At 62.7% G+C, this 23,058-nt stretch carries 20 protein-coding genes; 7 read left to right on the forward strand and 13 right to left on the reverse strand.

Annotation, left to right across the window (positions count from 1 at the left end; translation table 11 throughout):
* Positions 1 to 5: 5 nt before the first annotated feature.
* From ACUN0E_RS31520 to mprF, 4 genes are all read right to left on the reverse strand, one after another.
* On the reverse strand, positions 6 to 266 hold the full coding sequence (locus tag ACUN0E_RS31520) for an acyl carrier protein (RefSeq protein WP_408241559.1): 261 nt from the start codon (positions 264 to 266) through the stop codon (positions 6 to 8).
* Positions 267 to 440: 174 nt separating this feature from the next.
* Positions 441 to 2,063, reverse strand: a complete 1,623-nt coding sequence (locus ACUN0E_RS31525) for an amino acid adenylation domain-containing protein (protein WP_445569035.1) — start codon at positions 2,061 to 2,063, stop codon at positions 441 to 443.
* A gap of 343 nt (positions 2,064 to 2,406) precedes the next feature.
* On the reverse strand, positions 2,407 to 3,672 hold the full coding sequence (locus tag ACUN0E_RS31530) for a virulence factor family protein (RefSeq protein ID WP_445569036.1): 1,266 nt from the start codon (positions 3,670 to 3,672) through the stop codon (positions 2,407 to 2,409).
* Positions 3,669 to 6,221 (reverse strand): bifunctional lysylphosphatidylglycerol flippase/synthetase MprF, encoded by a 2,553-nt coding sequence (mprF, locus tag ACUN0E_RS31535; protein WP_445570557.1) that lies wholly within the window; start codon positions 6,219 to 6,221, stop codon positions 3,669 to 3,671. The genes ACUN0E_RS31530 and mprF overlap by 4 nt, the downstream gene beginning before the upstream one ends.
* Before the next feature lie 503 nt (positions 6,222 to 6,724).
* Between mprF and ACUN0E_RS31540 the strand changes: the two genes are divergently transcribed.
* Together ACUN0E_RS31540 and ACUN0E_RS31545 are read left to right on the forward strand one after the other, a co-directional pair.
* Positions 6,725 to 6,859, forward strand: coding sequence for a hypothetical protein (locus tag ACUN0E_RS31540; RefSeq protein WP_445569037.1), 135 nt, complete (start codon positions 6,725 to 6,727; stop codon positions 6,857 to 6,859).
* Positions 6,860 to 6,985: 126 nt separating this feature from the next.
* On the forward strand, positions 6,986 to 7,528 hold the full coding sequence (locus ACUN0E_RS31545; protein ID WP_445569038.1) for a PaaI family thioesterase: 543 nt from the start codon (positions 6,986 to 6,988) through the stop codon (positions 7,526 to 7,528).
* A gap of 174 nt (positions 7,529 to 7,702) precedes the next feature.
* On the opposite strand, the gene ACUN0E_RS31550 is transcribed toward ACUN0E_RS31545, so the two are convergent.
* A complete protein-coding gene (locus ACUN0E_RS31550) occupies positions 7,703 to 7,855 on the reverse strand; it encodes a hypothetical protein (RefSeq protein ID WP_325045863.1) in 153 nt (50 codons plus the stop codon).
* 243 nt (positions 7,856 to 8,098) lie between these two features.
* On the opposite strand from ACUN0E_RS31550, the gene ACUN0E_RS31555 reads away from it, so the two are divergent.
* Positions 8,099 to 9,496 (forward strand): MFS transporter, encoded by a 1,398-nt coding sequence (locus tag ACUN0E_RS31555; RefSeq protein ID WP_408510282.1) that lies wholly within the window; start codon positions 8,099 to 8,101, stop codon positions 9,494 to 9,496.
* Positions 9,497 to 9,566: 70 nt separating this feature from the next.
* On the opposite strand, the gene ACUN0E_RS31560 is transcribed toward ACUN0E_RS31555, so the two are convergent.
* From ACUN0E_RS31560 to ACUN0E_RS31585, 6 genes are all read right to left on the reverse strand, one after another.
* Entirely contained in the window at positions 9,567 to 10,220 is a 654-nt protein-coding gene (locus ACUN0E_RS31560; protein ID WP_408340384.1) for a glycosyltransferase, read from the reverse strand.
* Positions 10,217 to 10,822, reverse strand: a complete 606-nt coding sequence (locus ACUN0E_RS31565) for a class I SAM-dependent methyltransferase (protein ID WP_445569039.1) — start codon at positions 10,820 to 10,822, stop codon at positions 10,217 to 10,219. Before ACUN0E_RS31565 ends, ACUN0E_RS31560 begins: the two co-directional genes overlap by 4 nt.
* Positions 10,823 to 10,846: 24 nt before the next feature.
* A complete protein-coding gene (locus tag ACUN0E_RS31570; RefSeq protein WP_445569040.1) occupies positions 10,847 to 12,016 on the reverse strand; it encodes an acyl-CoA dehydrogenase in 1,170 nt (389 codons plus the stop codon).
* A gap of 186 nt (positions 12,017 to 12,202) precedes the next feature.
* A complete protein-coding gene (locus tag ACUN0E_RS31575) occupies positions 12,203 to 14,176 on the reverse strand; it encodes a hybrid sensor histidine kinase/response regulator (RefSeq protein WP_445569041.1) in 1,974 nt (657 codons plus the stop codon).
* A gap of 143 nt (positions 14,177 to 14,319) precedes the next feature.
* Entirely contained in the window at positions 14,320 to 15,369 is a 1,050-nt protein-coding gene (locus ACUN0E_RS31580; RefSeq protein ID WP_445569042.1) for an NAD(P)/FAD-dependent oxidoreductase, read from the reverse strand.
* Positions 15,370 to 15,789: 420 nt separating this feature from the next.
* Positions 15,790 to 16,683 (reverse strand): LysR family transcriptional regulator, encoded by an 894-nt coding sequence (locus ACUN0E_RS31585; protein ID WP_445569043.1) that lies wholly within the window; start codon positions 16,681 to 16,683, stop codon positions 15,790 to 15,792.
* Positions 16,684 to 16,798: 115 nt separating this feature from the next.
* Between ACUN0E_RS31585 and ACUN0E_RS31590 the strand changes: the two genes are divergently transcribed.
* A complete protein-coding gene (locus ACUN0E_RS31590) occupies positions 16,799 to 17,629 on the forward strand; it encodes an SDR family oxidoreductase (RefSeq protein ID WP_445569044.1) in 831 nt (276 codons plus the stop codon).
* Positions 17,630 to 17,706: 77 nt separating this feature from the next.
* Here the strand turns inward: ACUN0E_RS31590 and ACUN0E_RS31595 are convergent, their stop codons facing one another.
* Positions 17,707 to 18,309, reverse strand: a complete 603-nt coding sequence (locus tag ACUN0E_RS31595; protein ID WP_445569045.1) for a hypothetical protein — start codon at positions 18,307 to 18,309, stop codon at positions 17,707 to 17,709.
* A 551-nt stretch (positions 18,310 to 18,860) separates the two neighbouring features.
* Between ACUN0E_RS31595 and ACUN0E_RS31600 the strand changes: the two genes are divergently transcribed.
* From ACUN0E_RS31600 to ACUN0E_RS31610, 3 genes are all read left to right on the forward strand, one after another.
* A complete protein-coding gene (locus tag ACUN0E_RS31600) occupies positions 18,861 to 19,301 on the forward strand; it encodes a hypothetical protein (protein ID WP_408241590.1) in 441 nt (146 codons plus the stop codon).
* Positions 19,302 to 19,782: 481 nt separating this feature from the next.
* Complete coding sequence (locus tag ACUN0E_RS31605; protein WP_408241593.1) at positions 19,783 to 20,892, forward strand: porin; 1,110 nt, start codon at positions 19,783 to 19,785, stop codon at positions 20,890 to 20,892.
* A gap of 2 nt (positions 20,893 to 20,894) precedes the next feature.
* Complete coding sequence (locus ACUN0E_RS31610) at positions 20,895 to 22,013, forward strand: nucleoside hydrolase (protein WP_445569046.1); 1,119 nt, start codon at positions 20,895 to 20,897, stop codon at positions 22,011 to 22,013.
* Between the two features lie 46 nt (positions 22,014 to 22,059).
* On the opposite strand, the gene ACUN0E_RS31615 is transcribed toward ACUN0E_RS31610, so the two are convergent.
* Entirely contained in the window at positions 22,060 to 22,986 is a 927-nt protein-coding gene (locus tag ACUN0E_RS31615) for a LysR family transcriptional regulator (protein WP_445569047.1), read from the reverse strand.
* Positions 22,987 to 23,058: the final 72 nt, after the last annotated feature.

The following is a 23,058-nucleotide window of genomic DNA, read 5'->3' on the forward strand; positions in this document are numbered from 1 at the left end:
CCGCTTCAAATGCGCGGCGCAAGCGATTCCTCCGGCACGAGGTGCGCAATCGTGCGCGCGAGAGATTCGATGCTCTGAAACAGTTCGTGGGTAATCAGCGCGGCTGGAATTTCGATGGCGAGTTGTTCTTCGATGGCCATCATGACGCGAACCGAGCCGAGCGACGACAAACCTGCCGCATAGAGATCGTCGTGATCGCCCAGCGAGTTGACGGGTACGTCGAGACAGGCGGCCTCTTGAAGAATGCTGCGCACGTATGTTTTCATTTGATACCCCGAAAATCTGAATTTTTTGGCTACAGCATCAATGCATCGATTCATCAAGAGCGCACGCGGATGCGCCATCATCAATAATCTGGTCTGGAACAAACGCTAACGCGAGAAAATCGTCGGTACTTTAAAATAATATTTCGTTATACAGATCATACTTGTCTACGAAAATCAGGCGATCGCATTGCTGCCTGCACAGCATTCGGCGAGCGCCTTCCTGTCGATCTTGCCGTTCACATTGAGCGGCAACGCTTCGAGCATCACGATTCGCTGTGGTACTGCATACACGGGCAATCGCTGACGGCACGCCTGCAGAACGTGCAGCGCGCTGCCTTGCGCGTTGGTCACGAAGGCAATCAGGCCACCGGCACGGCCCGCATCGTCGACGGGCCAGGCGATCACCGCGCAGAGCGCCGCATGGCTGCATGCCTGCACAACATGCTCGACTTCTTCGAGCTCGATCCGGTTGCCACGAATCTTGATCTGCGTGTCCAGCCGCCCTTGAAACACGATGCCCTGCCCGGGCACTTCGCGTGCGGCGTCCGAGCTTCGATACCAGCGCTGCGAGGTGTGGCCCGGATAGGCCGTCGACACGAAGTGGCGATTGCCCGCTTCGTCCGGCGACAGATAACCCTCGGCCAACTGAGGGCCGCCGATCAGCAGTTCGCCGCTTTCGCCGGACGCGACCGGCGCGAGCGCGTCGTCGACGATCAAGAGTTCCATTCCCGGTAATGCGCCCCCGAGTGGCATGACCACATGCTTCGGATCGTCGGCAAATTCTGGCGTGACTTCGAAAGCAGCACAGGCCACCGTGGTTTCGGTTGGTCCGTACATATTCAACACCCGGCTGTTCGGCGCGGCGCGCAACCACGCCTGTACCAGCAAACGCGGCAGCGGCTCGCCGCCGAACTGGGTGACACGCACGCTCGGAAAATCGTTCGACCCCAGTTTGCGAAACTGCTGCATGAAGCCGGCCACCGAAGGCACGCTGCTCCAGTGCGTGATCGCGTGTTCCTGAATGAACGCCGCGTTGTAGATCGGTTCGACGGTCTTCGGCACGTACAGACAGCCGCCGTTTGCCCAGCACACGAACATGTCGTGTACCGACGGATCGAAGGTGAGCTCGCACAATTGCACGTAGCGCGCGCGAGGCGCGCTGCCCAGCAATTGCAGTTGCCCTGTCACGTAAGCGTCCGCGTTGGCGTGCGAGATCGGTACGCCTTTGGGTGCACCGGTCGAACCGGACGTGAAGAGAATGTAGGCCAGATCGTGCGGCGCGCGTAACGCGGGGGCTTCTATGACGGATGATTCTGGGTGTAACCTGCCCCGTTCACCGGCGGCAGAGACTGAAGCCGCGCGCGTGCCCTGAGCATCTTCAGCGTCTTGCACGCCTTCACCGCCTGCCTCATCGAGCAGCAAAATCCGTGGGCAATCGTCGAGCAGCGACAACGCTTCTTCGAGCAACGCCGTGCAACGTCGATCGACCAGCAGCAGCGGCGCGCCCGACTGCTCGATCACGGCCGCAATGCGCGCGGCGGGCACATTGGGATTGAGCGGCACGTAAGCGAAACCAGCCTTCAGGATCCCCAACAGGCCGGCGTAGGCGGCCACGCTGCGATGCGCGAACAGCAGGCAGCGCCCGGGCCGGCCGGCCGGCATTGCATCTGCCAACCCGGCAGCAATCCGGCGCGCCCGCGATGCAATCTCACCGTAGTCATAGATGCGTTCATCGACCCAAAGCGCAGGACTATCCGGCTCGCTCGCGGCAGCATCGAAGAAGAAGGAGTCCAGCATTGACAGCCTCGGTCCATTGGGCACTAAACCGGCGCGCGCATCGGCTAACCCGAACGAGCGCGAGAGCAACTGCCGGTCATGCCGAAAGCACGCCGCGGGGCAGCAGAGCTACCCGGTGGCGCGCCGCGTTGCAGCAGAAGAGTTTCAAGAAATATCCGCAGACGACACCGAGGAGTAGCAGTGTTCTCACACAATTTTGCGTAAGAACACTGTCATCCAGGGCTTCGTAAGAATCATAGAATCCGGCAGGGCCGGTATATGTGCGATACCGCTCTCAACAGACGAATGAGGGTATGCAGGGCAGACGCGCCGCGGCTCCGGCGACGCGCTTCAAACAGATGCTCTAATCACGCACGCCGCTTTGCTTCCTGAAGGCGTCCAGAATGCGGCGCTCCAGCGCGTTGTAGTCGCCGCCGAAGTGATGATCGCCCGACGTGCGAATCACCGTGATACCGGTGTTGGTGAGCGCCGGACACAGGGTGTCTTTCTCGTTCCCACCGTAGAAGCATTGCACGATCGCGGGCGGTATGCGCGTCAATTCCGGCTGCACCTTCAAGGCTTTATCGCTCGCCGGCATACCGAGCCAGCCACCCACGCGGATCTGGAAATCGGCATCCGGCGCGAAGCCGAGCAGCGCAATCAGCGACACTTTCGCGCGCAGCGCGTCAGGCAGCCGGTTATAAGCGAACGGCATCACGTCGGCGCCAAACGAATAGCCGACGAGCGCAATGTGTTCCGCATGCCAGCGCGCCCCGTAGGTTTGCATAATGCGCGCCAGATCGCGGCTCGTCTGCGCCGGCGTCTTCTCGCTCCAGAAATAGCGCAGGCTATCCACGCCGATCACCGAGATGCCGTCTTTCTGCAAGGCGAGAGAGATGGTCTTGTCGAGATCGCGCCAACCGCCGTCGCCGGAAATCACGATCGCCATGAGGCCGTTCGGATGCGCCGCCGGCAATTCGATCAGCGGCAGATCGGAGACGTCGTCATCGTTCGTCGACGCCGTTTGCAAATGCGGCGTGACCATCGCAACGAGTCGCGTGCGATCGCCGTTGCCAGGCGTCGCCTTTTCGACGAAGCCCGGCACCTTGTCGCGAATGATCGTCGGGTCCGGCGGGCACGGTTGAAAGCGCGGATCCAGATTGCGCTCGGCATCCACCGAGACCGCGCCGGCAACCGTATTCGACGGCGCCTGTTCAAGCACACGCATTGCGAGCGTTGCGCCCTGCCCCGTACCGGCGACGATCGGCGCGAAATAGCGGCTCGACTGTGATTGCCGTTCGAGTTGATGGCTCAAGGCTTCAGCATCGCCCACCAGTTGATGGCAAGTTTCTTTTTTCGCGCTCAGGTTGGCCGCATAGCGGGCCGTATCCACACCTACGGTCAACGCGCCGGCTCTCGCGAGCGCATCGGCGGTTTGCTGGTCGGCTGCGCTCCAGCCGGTGGCCGGCGAGTAAAGCACCACGAAGCCGCGCAAGGGGCCGGCCGGCTGCGTCACCGTCACGTCGCCATAACGGCCACCGGGCACGGTGGTGGTTGCGGCAAAGGCGGCCGCGCTGCAAACAACGAGGCTCGCCGCTGCGGCGAGCTTGAAAAACGGATGCAATGTCATGAACGCCGGCCTCCTGCCAGCAATGACAGGTCCGCGAGCGTGAAGAACACGCCCACCGAACCCGACGCCGCGAGATAGCGCGGCTCCCAATGCGGCTGGAACTTGCTCTTGAAAGCACGCAGTCCGCGGAAGTTATAAAAGCGGCCGCCGAAGCGCCACACGATCCCCGCCAGCCGATGCCAGCGCGACGCGAGTGGCGTCGGCTGCATGCCGGAGAGCGGCGCGATGCCGAGACTCAGCGAGCGGAAACCCGCCTGCTTCAGATGCAACGCCAGTTGGGTGAACAGATATTCCATCGCATACGGCGACGCGCTTTCCACGTGCCGCATCACCCCGACCGTCGCTTCGGTATTCATATCGGTCGTCATGAAAGTCACAAAAGCGGCCGGTTCGCCGTTCTGGCGCACCAGCATCACGGATTGTGCCGCAAGGTACTCGTCGGTAAACGCGGCCACCGAAAAGCTCTTTTCGCGCGCGTCGCGGCTATCGAGCCAGCCGTCGGAAATCTCGCGCAGCGTTTCGAGCGACGCCGGCACATCGGCCTGATCGATCACTTCGACGGTAAAGCCGTCACGCTCGCCACGTTTGAGCGCATAGCGAAGATGCGCGCGATGCGAGCCCTTCAGGTCGAAATCGTCGAGCACCACGTGAGCCTCTTCGCCGAGCTTCATCAACGTAAGACCGGCATCCAGATAGAGCGGCAACGCGTTGGCGCGCACCTGATAGAACGCCGCACGGCCGCCATGCGCATGCGCGAGCGCGACGAACTTGCTGATCAAGCCGGCCCACTCCTCGCGCGGACCGACCGGATCGTGAAGCGCGGCCCACGTGCGGCCATTTTTCGCGTACATCAGGAAGGCTTGACGCGACGCGGAAAACAGAAAGCTCTTGTCACCCATCAGTGCGAGACCGGCGTCGCTACGCTCCTGGGCGCGCACGATGCGCGCCGCGTCCTGCAGATCCTGGGCGGGGGGCATGACGAATCGCCCCGCCGCCGGGCGCAGCAACTGCCAGAAAGAGAACGTGGCGGCGAACAGACTGGCGGCCAGCGTCGCGCGCAGCGCACGCGGCGCGCGTTCGTCGAAAGCGAATTGCCACCACAGGTCTTGCGTATACGGTACGTCGCGGAACGCAAACAGCATGACCCACACGGCCAGCATCAGCACCATTGCCACCGACACCAGCCAGCCCGCCGTAAAGCGCTCGGCGAACAGCGACGAATGACGGTTGAAACGGCGACGCGTGGACAGCAGCAACGCGATCAGCGTACCGAGCACGCCTGCTTCCACGAACGCAAGACCTTTGGTCAGCGACAGCGCGAGGCTCAACACCGCCAGCAGCAAGGTCACCCACCACGCGGCATCCAGACGCCGCAGCAAGCCGCGCGCGACGAACAACAGCAGCACGCCGAGCACACTGCACAACATCTGCGAGCTTTCGAGCACCCACAGCGGCAGCACGTCGCGCAGAATCAGAATGCGTTGCCAGAACGCGGGCGTCGCGCTGGAAATCACCAGCATGCCGCCGACCACGAAGGTGACGAGGCTCAGAAACAGCGGCGCGAGTTTATACGCGCCTGCCGCATGACGCAGCGGCAAACGGCTTCTCAGCGCGCGGCCTTCGAAGCCGGCGAGCAGTGCCGCCGAGACGATCAGCGGGACGCCGAAGTAAATCGCGCGATAGGCGAGCAGCGCCGCGACCATCTGATGCGTTTGCACGCTGCCGTTCAGCGTGAACACCATCGCTGCTTCGAACACGCCGACGCCACCCGGCGTGTGGCCGATCATGCCGAGCAGCATCGCGGCGGCATAGACGGTGATGAAGGTCACGAAACCGACGTCCGCATGCGGCAGCAGCGCCCACAACGCGAGGCCCGCAGCCACCACGTCGAGCACGGCGAGAGCCACTTGCGCGACCAGGTCGCGACGCGCCGGAATATCGAACGACAGCCACTGCCAGCGCGCGCGGATCGGGCGCGTGTCGCGACGGCAGGCGGCCGCCGCGAGTCCGAGCGCGACGAGCAGCGCCGCGCCGCTCCAACGCAACGTGGGCGGCGCGAGATGCAGCATCGTCGCAAGACGGTCGGCGAGGCACACCATGCCGAACGCCGTCATCAGCACCAGCGCGAGCGCCAGCGAAACGCTCGTGAACACGGTCATACGGCCGATCTGTGCGGGTGACACGTTCGACACCCCGTACACGCGTGCGCGCACGGCGCCGCCCGTCAGCGCGCCGAAGCCGGTCGCATTGCCGAGCGCCGAGCCTGCGGTCGCGCCGATCCACAGCGCCGCGCGCGGCACCGCAGCGCCCAGGTAGCGCAAGCCGACAGCGTCGCGCCCGACCAGCGCGATATAGCTGAGCGCGGTCGCACCGAGCGCCGCGGCCCACTCGCTCCCCGTCAGGTGACGCAGTTGGCGCATGACCGAGCGATAGTCGACCGCTTGCGAGAGATGTTGCAAGACGACCAGCAACAGCCCGCAAATGACGAGCGCGAGCACGGGCGAGAGGACGCTTCGCTTGCCAAGTGTCTTCGATGCACGGTCGAACATCGCACCTAGCAGGTCGAATTTATTGTTATAGCGGTGGAACATGGTCAATGCAGGCCTTGCGTAGAGCTGTCGCGGCGACGGGTCGTCTGCCACGGCGTCGCCTTACTTCGGCGATTACAAATGGATAACGGCAAAGCGTAAAAAAGGTTGACAGTGTTAACGAAGGCCAATCAATTTGTCGGGTTTTAACCTAGGCCGGCAGTTGAAGTGGAACGCGCTTCGTGACGTGGCAGAGCAATATGCGTCGATAAAACGGTCGATATTGCCGATTGACTTGCCGCGCTGATGAGGACCGCTGCGCTCGGCAAGGGCTCGAATTTTAAACGTTTATTGAAGATTGCGAGATAAAGATTCGGTATCGCGTGAGGCCTGCCCGATCGCGCACCGTTTTAAAGGACGATGGACTCCATCAAGGTTTCTGCTTTGCGTGCCGTAATCGAGAGCAATGGCATGGCGAAATGTTGAATTCTCGCCGCGCGAAAACCGCTACTTGAAGGGGAACGATGATGACAGATCAGGATTGGGTGATGGCCGGTATCTATCTGGTGGGCTTGGTGTCGACAGCGCTTCTGATGAGCGCGTTATCCGCACGCGCGGCCAAAGTACAGCGCGCTGTGGCCTCACGTATCCGCAAATAACGCACAGACGCTGCGAAACTCGGCGATCCAGAGGTGGCCCTCCAGCGCCCTGAAGCGGTTTGATGCTCTAATCGATGACGATGCATCGATTCCGAAGCATGCTTGCCTCAGGACAGGAGACACGGATTGACGAACGAACAACAACTCGAACGCTGGCTCGCACGCGAACAGGAAGTATTGGCGACACTTAAAGCCGGCCCGGGCCCGGGCGTCGCGCGCCCTGAACAGGTGGCGGGCAAGACCGGGCTGGAAGTCATGCAGGCGATGTTGAATGCGGAACTGCCCTACGCAGCGATCGCGCGCACACTTGACTTCACGATTGTCGAAATCAGCGCGGGGCATGCGGTGTTTCAGGGCACCCCGCTCGCGCAGCATCTGAATCCGCTGGGCACCGTGCACGGGGGCTGGATCGCCACCCTGCTCGATTCCGCGCTAGGCTGCTCGGTGCATACGATGATGCCGCCGGGTCGTGGCTACACCACGGCCGAGCTGAGCGTGAATTACGTGAAAGCTGTGACGCCGCGCGTGCAACGCGTGCGTGCCGAGGGCAAGGTGATTCATTGCGGACGGCAACTGGCGACAGCGGAAGCTCGCTTGGTCGGCCCCGACGGCACGCTCTACGCGCATGCCACGACGACCTGTCTGGTGTTCGAGATTCCCAGCCGATGAGGATACGGCCAATACTGTCGGTTGCTCGCCACGACTGGCGCCCCGGTAACAATCCGGCGCTAATCTGGCAACACGAGCGGACCGCCAGGCAGGTAGCCCGGCGCATGCGCGCCTCGGCTTTGCCGTACAGCGCCTGCGCCGACTCTGGTACCTGCTAACCCGTTACTAGCGCGCTTACTGCGGGCGGCGATGCGCTTCAGCGATCACCGCGCAGTTTTGCAGATGCAGATTGAGTGCATGCAGGGCCAGGGCGCGGATCTTGCCCAGCCACGTGGTGTTAGCTGCGGTAGCAGTGCGGGCGGTAGCGACGTTGGAAGCAGTGTTCATGGTGGACTCCTGTATAGGGTTTATACCTAGGCAATAACCCGATTATAGTCCTCTCATGTCGCGCCGCAACAAATATCAATAATGTCGTTGAGGTGTTGTGCGAGGGTCACATCCGGAACGTGAGCAATTCAGAAAAAGGGAAGCATCAGACGCAGCGCTATTAACCATCCGCACCGTACAGGTGCAATAATGGCGCCTTTGTCTGCGACCATCCGCCGCAGACCGATCGCCCGCCTGGCTCCCATGACTGTCGTCCAGAAAGCCCTGATTGCGCCTCTCATCGTCGCGTGCGCGATGTTCATGGAAAGCGTCGATGCGAACGTGATCGTCACCGCGTTGCCCGCCATGGCGCGCGACTTCGGGCGCGATCCGGTCACGCTGAAAATCGCGGTGACGAGCTATGTACTCGGTCTTGGCGTGTTCATCCCGGTATGCGGCTGGCTCGCGGATCGCTTCGGCGCGCGGACAATTTTTCGCACCGCGATCGGCATCTTCGTGACTGGCTCACTCTTGTGCGCTGCATCGAACTCGCTGGCCACCTTCACCCTCGCCCGTTTCGTGCAGGGCGTTGGCGGCGCGATGATGGTCCCGGTTGGGCGAATCATCATCTTCCGCGTGGTCCACAAATCCGACTTCATTCGCGCGATGAACTATCTGAGTGTCCCCGCGATGCTCGGACCGGCAGCCGGGCCGCTGCTCGGCGGCTTCATCACGACCTATCTGCACTGGCGCCTGATCTTCTTCATCAACGTGCCGATCGGCATTCTCGGCATCTATCTGACCAACCGGCACATCGCCAATACACGCGAACCGGACCCCGGGCCACTCGACTGGATCGGGTTTTTTCTGTCGGCGGCGGGCGCGGTGTTGCTTCTGCTCGGACTATCGCTAGTTGGCGGTGAACTCATTTCGAATCGGGACGCGTTCGGCATGTGCGCGAGCGGCGCAGTGCTGCTCGTGGGCTACGTCCTGTACGCCCAGCGCGTCAAACTCCCCTTGCTCGATCTGAGCTTTTTCAAGGTACCGACATTTCAGGCGAGCGTGCTCGGTGGCTCGCTGTTTCGCATCGGTCTCGGTGCACTGCCGTTTTTGCTGCCGCTGATGCTGCAGGAGGGACACGGCATGAGCGCGTTCGAGTCCGGCCTGATCACCTGCGCGTCCGCGTTCGGCGGCATGTTCATGCGCACGATCGCCTCGCGCGTGCTGCATCGCTTCGGTTTCCGTTCGGTGCTGGTGGTGAACGCGGCGCTGTCAGGTATTTCAATCGCGGCATGCGGACTGTTTTTCCCCGGCACGCCGACCTGGATCATCTGGTTCGTCGTGTTGCTCGGCGGCTTCTTCCCGGCGCTGCAATTCACGAGTCTCAACTCGCTGACTTACGCGGAAATCGCCAGTCGCGATGTGGGACGCGCGACGAGTCTCGGCAGTGTCGTGCAGCAGATGTCGCTCGGCCTGGGCGTGACCGTGGGCGGTATCGTGCTGCAGATTTCGCGCGTGCTGCACGGACATCCAAGCATCACGTGGTCGGATTTCTGGCCCGCGTTTCTGGTGGTGGGCTTGTGCTCGTTCGCGTCGATCCCCGTGACGCTGCGCATGCCGCATCGCGCCGGTGAAGAGATCGCGCGAGGCGGTCGCGGGTAAAGTACCGCCCCCCTCAATCGATTTACCGGACCAGCGCCAGGCATCAAGCGGGCTGCGGCCACCGACCGCCTTAGCCAGTCGCCCATGCGGCGAGCGTGTCGCCGAAGCCGCCGCGTACGCGGCTCATCGTACGTGCACTAGTAATCACGCGCGGGGCGGCGCTCCACGCGATGCGGGCACCCGTCGCAATCAACCGGTCGACGAGCGCCACGTCTTCGCTGCACGTGAGCGGCGGAAAGCCGCCGGCCCGTCGATACGCGTCGGCCGAAACGCCTAGATTCGCGCCGTGCACATGCCGATGACCGTCGGCGTCCACATAGGTCTTGCGAAAGTATTCGCGCACGCTATGCGGATGAGCGCTCCACTCGTCGACGGCAATCGAGCCGCACACCGCGTCCGCGTCCAGCGACAACTGCGCGACCAGCCAACCCGGCGACACGCGGCTGTCGGCATCGGTGAAGGCAAGCCAGCGGGCGCCGTCCGCCAGCAGGAGGTCAGCGCCCGTCGCCCGCGCGATGCCGACATTGCGCGCCTTCAGCGTCAACGTCTCGACGCCGTACGCTCGCGCGATCGCCCCGGAAAAATCGCTGCAGGCGTCGAGCACGACGACGATCCGCACCGCTTCGCCGGCCAGATCGGCATGCCGTGAGGCTTCGATCAACGCGGCAAGACAAGGGGCCAGCAACGCCTCTTCGTTATGCGCCGGAACGACCACGCCGATCATCGGATCCCCTCACGTTGCGCCACCGAACGCGCATCGCGCGACCATACGTCGATCAGCAAATCGGCTTCATCGTGATGCGCGAGACGCGAAAGGCCGCAGCGCGCATCGAACAACGCGTGGGCGGTACCGGCGCTCTCCAGCGCCTCGGCAAACGGACGGCGCCAGTGGCACGCGAGCAGCGTGCCGTCCGGCGTGAGCGATGCTGCGATTCGCGAGGCCAGCGTCTCGAGGTCGGCTGCATCGAGGTAATAGGCAAATTCGCTGATGACAATCAGGTCGAACGGTCCCGCCTCGGTCGGCCATTCGCTCGGCACCGTGCGTTGTTCGACGCGGACCTGCGGCATAGCCACAACACGTTCGCGTGCGAGACGCACCGCTGTTTCGTGCAGATCGGCGGCAAGCAGCGCGTCGCAACGGGTCGCCAGCTCGGCCGTCAGCTCGCCGTTCGCGCAGCCTGGCTCGAACGCGTTGCGATAGCGCGGACGCGGCAGCAGTGCAAGCGTGAGCGAACGCTTGCGGCGCTCGTACCAGCCTTCGCGCAGATTCCACGGGTCGTCGCTGCGTTTGTATAGTTCATTGAAGTACGCGGCTGTCGAAGACATATCAACGGCCCTCCATGTAGTCTGTCAGAGCATCCACGGAGCACCTCCGGCAGCGGCGTTGCAGTCGAACTTTGCTTTGACGATCAACTCGCCAAGTGCGGCGAGATCGCGCTCGGCATGGCTTTGCCGTAAGAACACCGGCAAGTCGGCCAGCGCGCGGGCAAAGCGCGTATCGCGACACAGCGGACCGGCGCCGAGCGAGCGCGTCGCGTGGCTCATCACGGCAGTTGCCGCCACTTCAACGACGAGGCGCGCGCGCATGGCTTCTCGCTGCGCGTCGGCTCGCGGGTTCGCGTCGATATGGGCAGCGGTTTCGCGCAGCACCGCGGCGGCGCTGGCTAGAGCGACATCGACCGCGCCAAGGTGGGCGTTGCGATGCGCGTCGGCGCGTTGAGTGGCCGCCGCGCGCAACCTCCGGCCGATCTGCGCGGCGGCGCCGTACCAACACGCGGCAATGCCGGCACCGCCATGCCAGAAACCCGGCCGGCGCACGTATGCATGCGCTCCACCGACGAGCGTGGCCGGCGTCTGATCGAAGGTGACGTCGGCGCTAGCGGTGGATTGCATGCCGACCGCTTGCCACTTCGACAGGTCGATCGAAATCGACGCGTGATCCATCGCGACGGCAGCCAGCACCGGTTCGCTGTCAAGCCAGGCGGTGACGAGCGCGTGACTGACTACGCCCGCGCCCGAACACCAGGCTTTAGTGCCGTTCAACTGCAGTTGCCCCGCATCATCGGGACGCATCACGCGTTGGCTGGCCCGAACACGCGCATCAGACGGCTCCGCGGCCCATACCCCCCAACGACTACCAAGGGACGGTGTGGGGCCCTGCAACTCGGCGAGAATCGCCAGCGCATCGGTATGCCCTTCGAACAGTTTGACGAGACCGAGATCGCACGCCGCAACCGCGGCGAGAACACGCCATCGCGCCAGAGTCTGCCCGTGCCCGGGCAATGGCATGAAAGGCAAACGGTCGTAGCCCTGTTCGACCAGCGCGCGCAAAACATCGCCCGGCGCGGCCGGGACGCCGGCATCGAAACGCGTGTCGCGGAGAAAATCTTCAAGCGACCCGGCGGAACGCGCAGTCTGCTGCGCAACCGGTGCCGCATGAGGATCGCGAGTGTCGCTTCTGTTGACTGTTTCCGGCCGCCGCGCACTCACGCCGGCCGCACGATCACGCGTATCGAGCATCGCGCCTCCCTGGAGCTGTTCGATCTATGCACGCGGACTTCCGATAGCCGCAGCACGTGCCGACAAACAGCAAGCGGCGTGCCTCAGGTATCGAACGCCTGAGGCATGCAATATTTCAGGGGGTATAGCGCGCTGAAGATAGAGGCGTGCAGCGCCTCGGGTTGAAGGAAGCTCGGCTTGGGACCGTTAGCCGGCACCGTGCTGCAGGCGCCGCGCTTCCGCCTGCTCCAGCAACGCGTCGAACAACGCGAGTTCCACTGGCTTGACGAGATGGGTGTCAAAACCGGCCGCCCGTGTCTGTTCGCGGTCGCTTGCATGACCGAAGCCGGTCATAGCGGCGAACACGGTGCCGGCCAGTGCAGGCATTTTGCGCAACGCCGCCAGCGTGGCGTAACCGTCCATTTTTGGCATTGCAAGGTCGATCAATGCAAGGTGGGGCGCGAGGCGCGGCGCGGCCTCGAGCGCCTGTGGGCCGTCGTAGGCAATGCGGACCTCGTGGCCTTTGAGTTGGAGCAGCATGGCGAGGCTGTCGGCGGAGTCCCGATTGTCGTCCACCAGCAGGATACGCAGCGGCGACACCTCGTTTGCCGCAGCGCCAGCCTCATCAGCCCGCTTCTCGGCGGGCGCCGCGGCCAGTGGCAGACTGAGCGTGAACGAACTGCCGCATCCCTCTCCCGCGCTGCTCGCGATAATGCTGCCGCCATGCATTCCGACCAGCGATTTGCACAACGTGAGGCCGATGCCGAGGCCGCCTTCGCCGGAGCTTTGCTTGTCCTTTTCCTGGACGAACAACTCGAAGATTGCATCGAGCGAACGTACAGGAATGCCGCGGCCATGGTCGCGCACCTCCAGCACAGCCATATGGTGATCGAGACGCCCGAAGATCTCGATGCGGCTGCTGAACGGCGAAAACTTCGACGCGTTATGCAACAGGTTTTGCAGTACCTGCACAAGTCGCGTCGTGTCGCCGTCGACAATCAGCGGCTCGGCCGGCATGTGCTGCGCCACACTCTGCTCCCGCGCATCGGTAAACGGCCGCGCAGCTTCGATCGCGCGCACCACCACTTCGGCCAGATCGACGCGTGCAAGGCGCAACTCGACCTTGTCCGACATGATGCGGCCGACGTCGAGCAGATCGTCGACGAGGCGCGTGATGTGAGTCACCTGGCGGTCGATCAGATCGCGTGAACGCGCCAACGTGGGACTCAGACCCGCTTCGAGTTGCATCACCCCAACCGCATTGCGCACCGGCGCGAGCGGATTGCGCAGCTCGTGAGCGAGGGTCGCGAGAAACTTGCGCATGTGCTCGCCGGAGCGCTCCAGTTCTTCGCGTTCACGGCGCTCGGTCAGATCGCGCGTGACCTTCGCGAAGCCGCGCAGCTGGTTCGATTCGTCATACATGGCGGTGATGTTGACGTTGGCCCAGAAGGTCGTGCCGTCCTTACGCACGCGCCAGCCTTCGTCTTCGACATGGCCGATCTGCTTCGCGATCGCGAGTTCGCGCACCGGCTTGCCGGCCGCCACGTCTTCGCGCGGGTAGAAAGTCGAAAAATGCCGGCCGATGATTTCGTCGCGCGTATACCCTTTGATGCGCGCGGCGCCAGCATTCCAACTCACAATATAACCATCCGGATCGAGCATGAAAATCGCGTAGTCTTTCACGCTGTCGACCAGCAGACGGAAACGCTCCTCGCTTCGCCGCAATGCGTTCATATACTCGCGCTGCGCGGTCAGATCGCGGGTAATCTTGGCGAAACCGGTCAGTAGCCCGGCTTCGTTGCGCACCGCCGTGATGACCACGTTCGACCAGAAGGTCGTGCCGTCTTTGCGAACCCGCCAGCCTTCGTCCTCGAAGCGGCCGGTAAGTGCGGCCTGTTGCAACTCGTAACCCGGCCAGCCACGCTCCACGGCTTCGGCAGTGTAGAAACGGGAGAAGTGCGCGCCGATGATCTCGTGCGCCGCGTAGCCGTTCAGCTTCTGCGCGCCGGCATTCCAGCTGACGATACGCCCGGCCGGGTCCAGCAGGAAGATTGCGTAATCTTCGATCGACTGGACTAGCGCCCAGTAGTCGACCTCGAAGGGCGTGTTCGCACGGAGCGCAGGCGGCTCGTGGGCGGACTCGCCGTGACCGCTTGCGGAAGCAGCGTCAGTCTCGTTCATAGCAGGAGGACTTAGATGGTTTGCCCAAAAGCATACACCGGCCCGTCTTCATATCCTGTTTGTTGTCCAACGTTACCGCTTCGACAACTGAAAACGCCACCTTGCCGCCGTGTGTGCAGCAAACTCGGTACCTGGAGGGACCCTTAACCCGCCGCTCCGACCTTTTCCGCCAGCTTCGCGTCGTAACTCGAATGGACATGGACCCGCTTTTTCTCCGGAAACGCGTACGTGTATGCCTTGCGCAGCGCTAGCGATGCCTCATGAAAGCCGGACAGAATCAGCTTCTGCTTGTTCGGATAGTTGGCGATGTCGCCGACCGCGAAAATGCCGGGCCGCGAGCTTTCGTAGTTGGAGGTATCCACATCGACCCGACCGCCGTGGGTCGACAGATTCCATTGTGCGATCGGCCCAAGATCGGCGACCAACCCGTACAGCACGACGAGTTGCTCCGTTTCGAGCTGCGTTTCGCCTTCGATATGCCGCAGCGCGATCGATTTCAACGCATCGCCCTCGACGCCGAGCCCTGAAATCGCGCCGACAATAAAGTCCATCTCCCCCGCCTCGACCGCCCGGCGCATCGACTCCACACTCGAATCCGCCGCACTAAAGCCGTTGCGACGATGCACCAGCGTCACGCGCCGCGCGACCTGGCGCAATGCCAGCGCCCAGTCGAGCGCGGAGTCGCCGCCGCCCGCCACCACCACGGTCTTGTCGGCGAAATCGGCGAGGCGTTGCACGCTGTAGTGCACATGGCGCGATTCCAGCGGCACGGCTTCAGCCAGCGCCAGTTTTTGCGGGACGAACGCACCGTTCCCGGCGGCAAGCAGAATCGCCGCCACGTCGAATACGAGACCGCGGTCGGTGCGCACAGTCCAGCGCCCGTCGTCGCGCTGCTCGACCGACTCGACTCTCTGCTCAAGATGGATCGGCACATCGAACGGCTTGCATTGCGCCATCAAACGCTCGACCAGCTCGCGCGCGGTACATGACGGAATGGCGGGAATGTCGTAGATCGGCTTGTCCGGATAGAGCTCCGTGCACTGCCCGCCGATCTTGTCGAGCGCGTCGACAATCTGGCATGACAGGCCGATCACGCCCGCTTCGAAAGCGGCAAAGAGACCCACGGGGCCGGCGCCGATGATCAGGACATCGGAGCGAACCGGTTGCGGAAGCTGGTCTGCGGGGAGCGTCATTCGGGATCTCATCGGGTAGGTGAATGACCCACCATACAGAATCGACCGAAACCCGGCAACGATGCCATTACAAGCGGTAAGGATAGTGTTCTGTAGGTCTGGAACGAGGAAGGCTGTGCCACCGGACGTTGGCGCCGTTTCCAGGACTATCGACTCGGCACCGGAGTTCCGACGACCCCGCCGATTTCTTTGTAATGGTAAAAATGCGCCTGCATGGCAGACGCAGTAATGGGAACCGCGACAGACGCGAGCACAACTACAGTTGAATGGCCGAGCGAAAAGAAGAAACTGGACTGTCACTTCCGAGTCTCAGCAAGCTATCTAATAAGGATAACTATGCTTGAGCCAAACAGGTAGTCTACAGCCGTCAACTTGACAAAGCCATCGGTCAGGATCCTCGACAACGGATATTCACATGCGTTAGTGATTTACCTCCCTAAGCACGTCTATGAACGCCCGCAGACCAGCAGGCACGTGGCGATGCCCAGGATAGTACAGGCAGAGCCCCGGGATGAACGGGCACCAGTCCTCCAGCACGGTAACCAGCCGGCCGTCGTCCAGCCAGTCGTGGGCCGTGGACTCCGGTACATACGCGAGGCCCAACCCATCGGACGCGGCCTCAACCATCAGACCGTTGTGATCCAGCGTGAGCACCCCGGGAACATCGATTGCCACTTCCTGCCCGTGCTTGCGGAACTCCCAGCGGTAGCGTTTGCCGCTCGGTAGACGTTGACGAATACAGTCGTGTCTACGAAGGTCGTCGGGCGTGATGAGTGGTGTGCGACCCGCCAGATACGAAGGCGCCGCAACGACTACGAAGCGAAGATCATCGCTGATGCGCACCGCCACCATGTCGCGCGGGATCGACTCTCCAAGCCGTACTCCGGCATCGAAACCTTGCTCGACGATATCGACGAGCCGTCCCTCCGCGACCAGGTCGAGCGCCATGCCCGGAAAGCGCTTCAGAAAAAGCGGCACCCCTGTTTTCAATAACAGCCGCGCCGCACTCTCATTTGCATTGATCCTGAGCGTGCCGCTCGGATTGCCGCGCGCATCGGCGACGGCATCCAGTGCGTCGTCGAGATCGCGGAGCACGGGCGCAAGCCGAGCGAGCAATGCTTCGCCGGCTTCTGTCGGCGCTACGCTACGCGTCGTGCGATTGAGCAGGCGCACGCCCAATTCGCGCTCCAGTGCGAGCATGGCGTGACTAAGCGAGGAGCGCGAAACGCCGAGTGCATCGGCGGCACGGCGGAAACTCCGATGCGCTGCGACAGTGGAAAACGCGGTCAGATCGGCAAGTGTCGGCTTGGTCATTGGTGGCGAATTTTCACGGGATCATACGCACTATAGAGACTTCTCTGACCAATGACGGGCACCTAGACTGGTAATCAGGCAATGCCATTCCATACACTTTGTGGAGAGACACACCATGATGAAGACCTGGTTTATCACCGGCACGTCGTCAGGCCTCGGTCGACTACTCGCTGAGCACCTGCTGCAACGCGGCGATCGGGTCGTCGCGACGCTGCGGCGCGAGGGGGCGCTCGACGAGCTGAAAGAACAGTACGACAACCGGTTGCACGTGCTGACACTCGATGTCACCGACATCTGCGCGGTGCACTCGAATATCGCCGCCGCATTCGAAGCGATGGGCCGTATCGACGTGGTCGTGAACAACGCGGGCTACGGGTTGTTCGGCGCGGCCGAGGAAGTGACTGATGAACAGATAGTCAGGCAGATCGCTACCAATCTCACTGGATCGATTCAGATCATCCGTGCCGCGCTGCCTCACCTGCGCCGCCAGGGCGGCGGCCGGATCGTCCTGGTCTCGTCCGAAGGTGGACAGATCGCTTACCCAAATTTCAGCCTCTATCACGCTACGAAATGGGGCATCGAAGGTTTCGTCGAGTCAGTAGCGAAGGAGGTTGCACCATTCGGCATCGACTTCGTGATCGTGGAGCCGGGGCCGACGCGCACGCAGTTCGGTGCCGGTCTCGATCACGCAGTGCCGATGCCTGAGTACGACGATACCCCGGCGGGCAACTTCAGGCGGGCGATTGCGTCCAACAGCTTTGCAATTCGGGGCGATGCAGGCAAGACAGTCGCCGCAATGATCGTCGCGGCGGACTCGGTGCATCCGCCGTTACGCCTGACGCTTGGCGGCGGTGCCTACGACTCGATCAGGGCTGCGTTGGCTGAGCGCCTGAGGGTGCTCGAAGCACAGAAGGACATCGCGTTTTCAGTCGACTCGATAAGCTAGGCGGACCGGCACAGAGGGGCGCGATGCTCAAGTGCCGGGAGCGTTCGTGCAGCCGCACGTGCTCCCGGAGAAGTCGGTTACCTGGGCGGCGGCAGCGAAGGATCGAGCTTCGCCGATTCCCTGACAAGCTGATCCGTCATCGCGGCCGCGACCGGGTTCGAGCCCGTGCCTGGCTTCGAGCTACGTTGGTCCATAGCGACGCGAGCGGCGGACATATCCGGCGGAGGCAATGATGGATCGAGCTTCGCCGATTCCCTGACCAGTTCGTCCGTCTCCGGTGTCGAGCCTTGAGTCGTTATCGCGCGACGGTCCGGACCATCTCCTCCACGCTGGGCGCGCTGCGCCGGAACCACCTTCGGCGCTCCCGAGTCCTGCACGTTCACCGACGCGACTGCCGTCGACGGCGCCTGCTTCGGTTGTGCGTCCGGTTTCGGTTGCCCGGTGACTTGTGAGGCGGCCGGACTGGATGCGCGCGCGGCCGTCATGGGCGCAGGTGCCGCTGCCAGAGCGGGAGCCGGAGCGGGAACCACCGGCTGCTGCGCGTTGGCAGTACTTTTCGTGATTGTGCCGGATGACGGCTTCGACTGGCCGATGCTGCCGTCCGTCACGTGATCGCCGACGCGCGAATCCACGACCGGAGGGCGTGCGGATTTATCCATGGCGGCCGTGACTTCTGCCATTGAGCGGCGGTCCGCCTGAAGGAGCACCAGGTACGTGATCCCTGCTGCTCCGAGCAGGAGCCCTCCAATAATCATCAAAATCTTTCGGGTATTCATCATACTTACTGACGGATCCTGCAAATGATGCGAGCCAGCCGTGATAAACGACTGATCCCGGTTTTAATCAGACAAATGACGGCATTGGCGGACCTGACGAGCAGGAACGGGCGAGCGATATCCAGAGAATTGCCGGGTCGTCCGTCCGTGCTGTAGAAACGGGCATTCGCTCAGGCTGGCTGTTCTGATCGGTCTAACGACTGCGAACGCCATCCGACGCACAGAGCCACGCGGGTGACCGATGCTCGAGCAGTAAGCGACGGTCAAATGCCTTCAAAGACGCACGCACGTTTGGCCGCCGACTGCAGCCTGACGCCAATGGTACCGAAAGTGTTTCACTATAAAACCATCGGATCATTTTGTTACACCTCTTACCGAGGTCCGAACCGGCAAGTTACAAAAACCTTTCGGTGGGCGGTTATACTCGGCGCCGTCCCAAAAACTAAAGACCTTTTATGTCGAAGAAAATCTTCCAGATTGTTGCCATTGCAGCGCTCGCCACTGCAACGTCGTTACCGGCGGTGGCCGGCGACATGAACAATGCCCTTGGCGGCGCGCTCGGCGGCGTAGCCGGCGCTGCCCTGGGTGGCGCGATAGGCGGCAGCACAGGTTCGGTCATTGGCGGTGCAGTCGGCGGCGGCGCCGGCGGCGCAGTCACGTCAAACCGCAGGGAACGCACGGGCGCCATCATCGGTGGCGCGCTCGGGGGCGGTACCGGCACAGCGGCAGGCAATGCGATGGGCGGCCGCACGGGCGGCCTCGTCGGCGCGGCCGTGGGCGGCGGCGCGGGTTCAGCGCTTGGCGGTAACATTTCACGGTCCAATTCGTACGCGGACGACTATGCCCGCGGCTACCGACCGAACAAGCGCCATCACAAGCATCGCCACTACGACTGAACGTTGAGCAAAAAACAGCGTGGTTCAATCAAAGGTTAAGCCCGAAACGCCGAATACCTTTCGCAGCGTTGCACGGGCGATTCTCACGTGGGCCAGAACCGGCGCTTGATGAACCACGCCAGCCTCTTCAATCGCCATAGCGGCGCAAAACTCCGACCGCAGCGAACGACTCCGCGATTCCCTCCATCGCGCCTTGTCCGACGCCAGCCCGCATTACCAAATTCCTCGTCATAGCCTCCGGGGCACCACCAGATAACGGCTCCGGACGGTTCACACCACTTTTACACGGGTAAGGGCAAGGACGCTTGCGCTGCGGCCGTCCCCATGTTTCGCCGATGGCCGGCCAAGGCCCATTGAATAGATTAAATTTATGGAACTATAAAAAAACAACATTATTTTTATAGTCGACGACTTCGTATAGTCGAGCCCAGTTTGAATGCGCCCTACGCTCGGCGCCCTCCTTTCCCGCTACTGGACCACGATGAAACTACTCAAGTTCGCCCCTCTCGCGATCGCCGGCGCGCTCTCCAGCGCCGCCCATGCGCAAAGCAGCGTGACGCTGTACGGCCTGATTTCGGCGGGCGTCGGCTATGCGACGAATCAGGGCGGCAAAAACGCGTGGCAGGCGCTCTCGGGGACCAACCAGAATCCGCGCTGGGGGCTGAAGGGCATTGAAGATCTGGGTGGCGGCACGACCGCGATCTTCCAGCTGGAAAACGGCTTTAACGTGATGAGCGGCACCGCGTCGCAAAACGGCCGCGAATTCGGCCGCCAGGCGTTTGTCGGACTCGCTAGCAAGACGTTCGGTACGCTGACGTTCGGCCGTCAGTACGACACGGTGCACGACTACGTCGGCCCGGTGATCATTGCGAGCAACGGCGTGAACATCGGCGACAACGACAACGGCTATAACGACATCCGCGTGCAAAACGCGGTGAAATACGTAACACCCGACTATCGCGGCCTGAAGGCCACGGCCGAGTACGGTTTCAGCAATGCCACCGGATTCGCCAACAACAATGCGTACAGCTTCGGCGCCGGTTACGAGAACGGCCCGCTGAAGTGGAGCGTGGTCTACGCGCAGTACAACAACCCGTTTAGCGCGACCAACCCGGACGGCGCGATTTCGAACGACTATGCCTCGTCGCTGCTGATCTTCGCGAAGAGCGCGCTGCATCCGGCTGCGTATGCGAGCAAGCAGCGCATCTTCGGCACGGGTGGCTTCTATACGGTAGGCCCCGCGCAATTTGCAGCGCTCTTCACCGATGTCCGCTACGATTATCTCGACGGTTCCCATCTGCATTTGCAGAACTACAATCTGAACCTGAACTACCACGTGACGCCCGCGTTCATTCTCGGCGCAGCGTATGCGTTCACGGACGGCAAATACGATGTGATCAACACGAGCCCCAAATGGCATCAGGTCAATCTGCAAGCCGACTATTTCCTGTCGAAACGCACCGACGTCGCGTTGACGGTGATCGCGCAGCAAGCCGCCGGCGACGCGCAACATGCGCAGATTTTTGCCTACGCTCAATCCACCGGCATACGTCAGATGATCGCGACGGTCGGCATGCGCCACGTGTTCTGACAATGACGAATTCATTCGATTCAACGCAAGACCGGCGCGCGTTTTTGCGCACGGCCATGGGACTGGCTGCGGGTGCGTCGGCCTGGCCGATGCTGGCCGCCGCGTCGGGTGCTGCCAGGGCGGATAGCGCGACAAGTGGCACGTCATCTTCGAGCGTTCCCGCTTTGCAAAGCGGCGCGCGCCGCAGCGTGATCATCGATTGCGATCCCGGTCAGGATGACGCGATTGCCATCCTGTTCGCCCTCGGCGCGAGCGACCGGCTCGATGTGCGTGCGATCACGGCGGTCGCGGGCAACGTGCCGCTCAATCTCACCGAGCGCAATGCGCGCATCGTGCGAGACTGGGCCGAGCGTACGCAATCTCTGCCGGTGTATGCGGGCTGTCCACGTCCACTCACGCGCGAACTGATCACGGCCGCCAACGTGCATGGCAAGACCGGCCTCGAAGGCGTGCCGCTGCATGAACCGCTCGCGCCTCTCGCGCCGCAGCACGCGGTTGCTTTTCTGATCGACGCTTTGCGCGCGGCGCCGCCGCATAGCGTGACGCTGTGCGCGCTCGGCCCGTTGACCAATCTCGCCACCGCGCTCATCGAGGCACCGGAGATTCGCAACAGCATCCGCGAAATCGTGCTGATGGGTGGCGCGTTCTTTGAACGCGGCAACATCACGCCCGCGGCCGAATTCAATATCTACGTCGATCCGCAGGCCGCGCAAGTCGTGTTTGCCAGCGGTGTGCCGATCGTCGTGCTGCCGCGCGACGTCGCCGTGAAAGCGCCGATCACGCCGGCACGCATCGCGCCGATTCGCGCGCTCGGCAATCGCTGCGGCACGATGGCCGCCGATATCATGGCCGCGGAAGTCGCGTATCAGAAGGGACGCCGGGGCGTTGAAGAAGCGCCGATGTACGACCCCTGCGCCACTGGCTACCTGATCGAGCCGTCTCTATTCAAAGGACGCGAGGTTAACGTGATGATCGAGACAGTCGGCGAATGGACGCTCGGTGAAACCGTGGTGGACTGGAGTGGACACAGCGGCCGCAAGCCGAACGCGACCTGGATCACCGAAGTCGACGCGGACGGTTTTTACGCCACCTTGCGCGCCCGGCTCGCCACACTGCCCTGAGTCAGTGAAAGACCCGACAACGCTCATGCATTCAGCGCACGTTGCGTCAGATATGCGCGGCGATCCACTCGCGGCAAGCCCGCACGTGCGGACCGCGATCGTCGCCGGCGAGCGAAATCAGCGCGATCGAACGAGTGACAGGCGGTTTGTCGAGGCGCAACGCGACCAGTTCCGCGTCATGCAGATGCATGGTGTAGAGACTGGGCAGCACCGCAATCGCCAGACGGTTGCGCACCAATTCGTACAAAGGCTCCGTGTACTCGACGCGGTATGCGACCGTCAGTTGCAGACCTTCGGCTCCGCCCGTGCGCCGCAACGCATCGCTGACGCTGCCGCGCACGAACACCGCCAGATCGCGGCCTACCAGCTTTGCCCACGCAAGGCTCTTCTTCTGCGCGAGCGGATCGTCACGGCGCACCACCCCCACGATCTGATCCTCGAACAGATCCTGGTAGCGCAGCGCGGCTTCGCCGTCGTCGTCCGCCGCGATCGCATCGGGTTCGTGCACGCCGACGCCAAAATCGACCGCGCCCTGGCGCACGGCATCGATCAAGGCGGTGTTCGGCATGTCGTTCAGCGTGAAGCGCAACGAGGGTTTTTGTGCACGCAACAAGGCGAGCGCGGGCAACAGGCGTGCCGCAGCCGACGGAATCAATCCGATGCGCACCGTCTGCACACGTTCGGCGAAGGTGCTCGCCATATCGTCGAAGGTGCCGCGCGCCTGATTGAGCAGCCGTTCCGCGAGCGGCAGCACGCTGGCGCCCGCATGCGTCAGCGTCAGCCGGTGCGCGGAACGCGCGAACAGCGGGCCGCCGAGCAGAAATTCGATCTGCCGGATCGCCGCAGTCAGCGCCGGCTGCGTCAAGGCGAGCGATTGCGCGGCCTGCGTGAAACTGCGTGCATGCGCAAGCGTGACGAAGTACTGGATTTGCCGCAGCGTGAGCGCGGGCAGCAGGGACGAACGGTCGGTCATGGAGTGCAATGCATCGACGCAATGCGCAGCAGTATAAATGGCGTAGTAACAGGATGAATCAATTGATCAATA

The sequence above is a fragment of the Paraburkholderia sp. D1E genome (assembly GCF_052682275.1).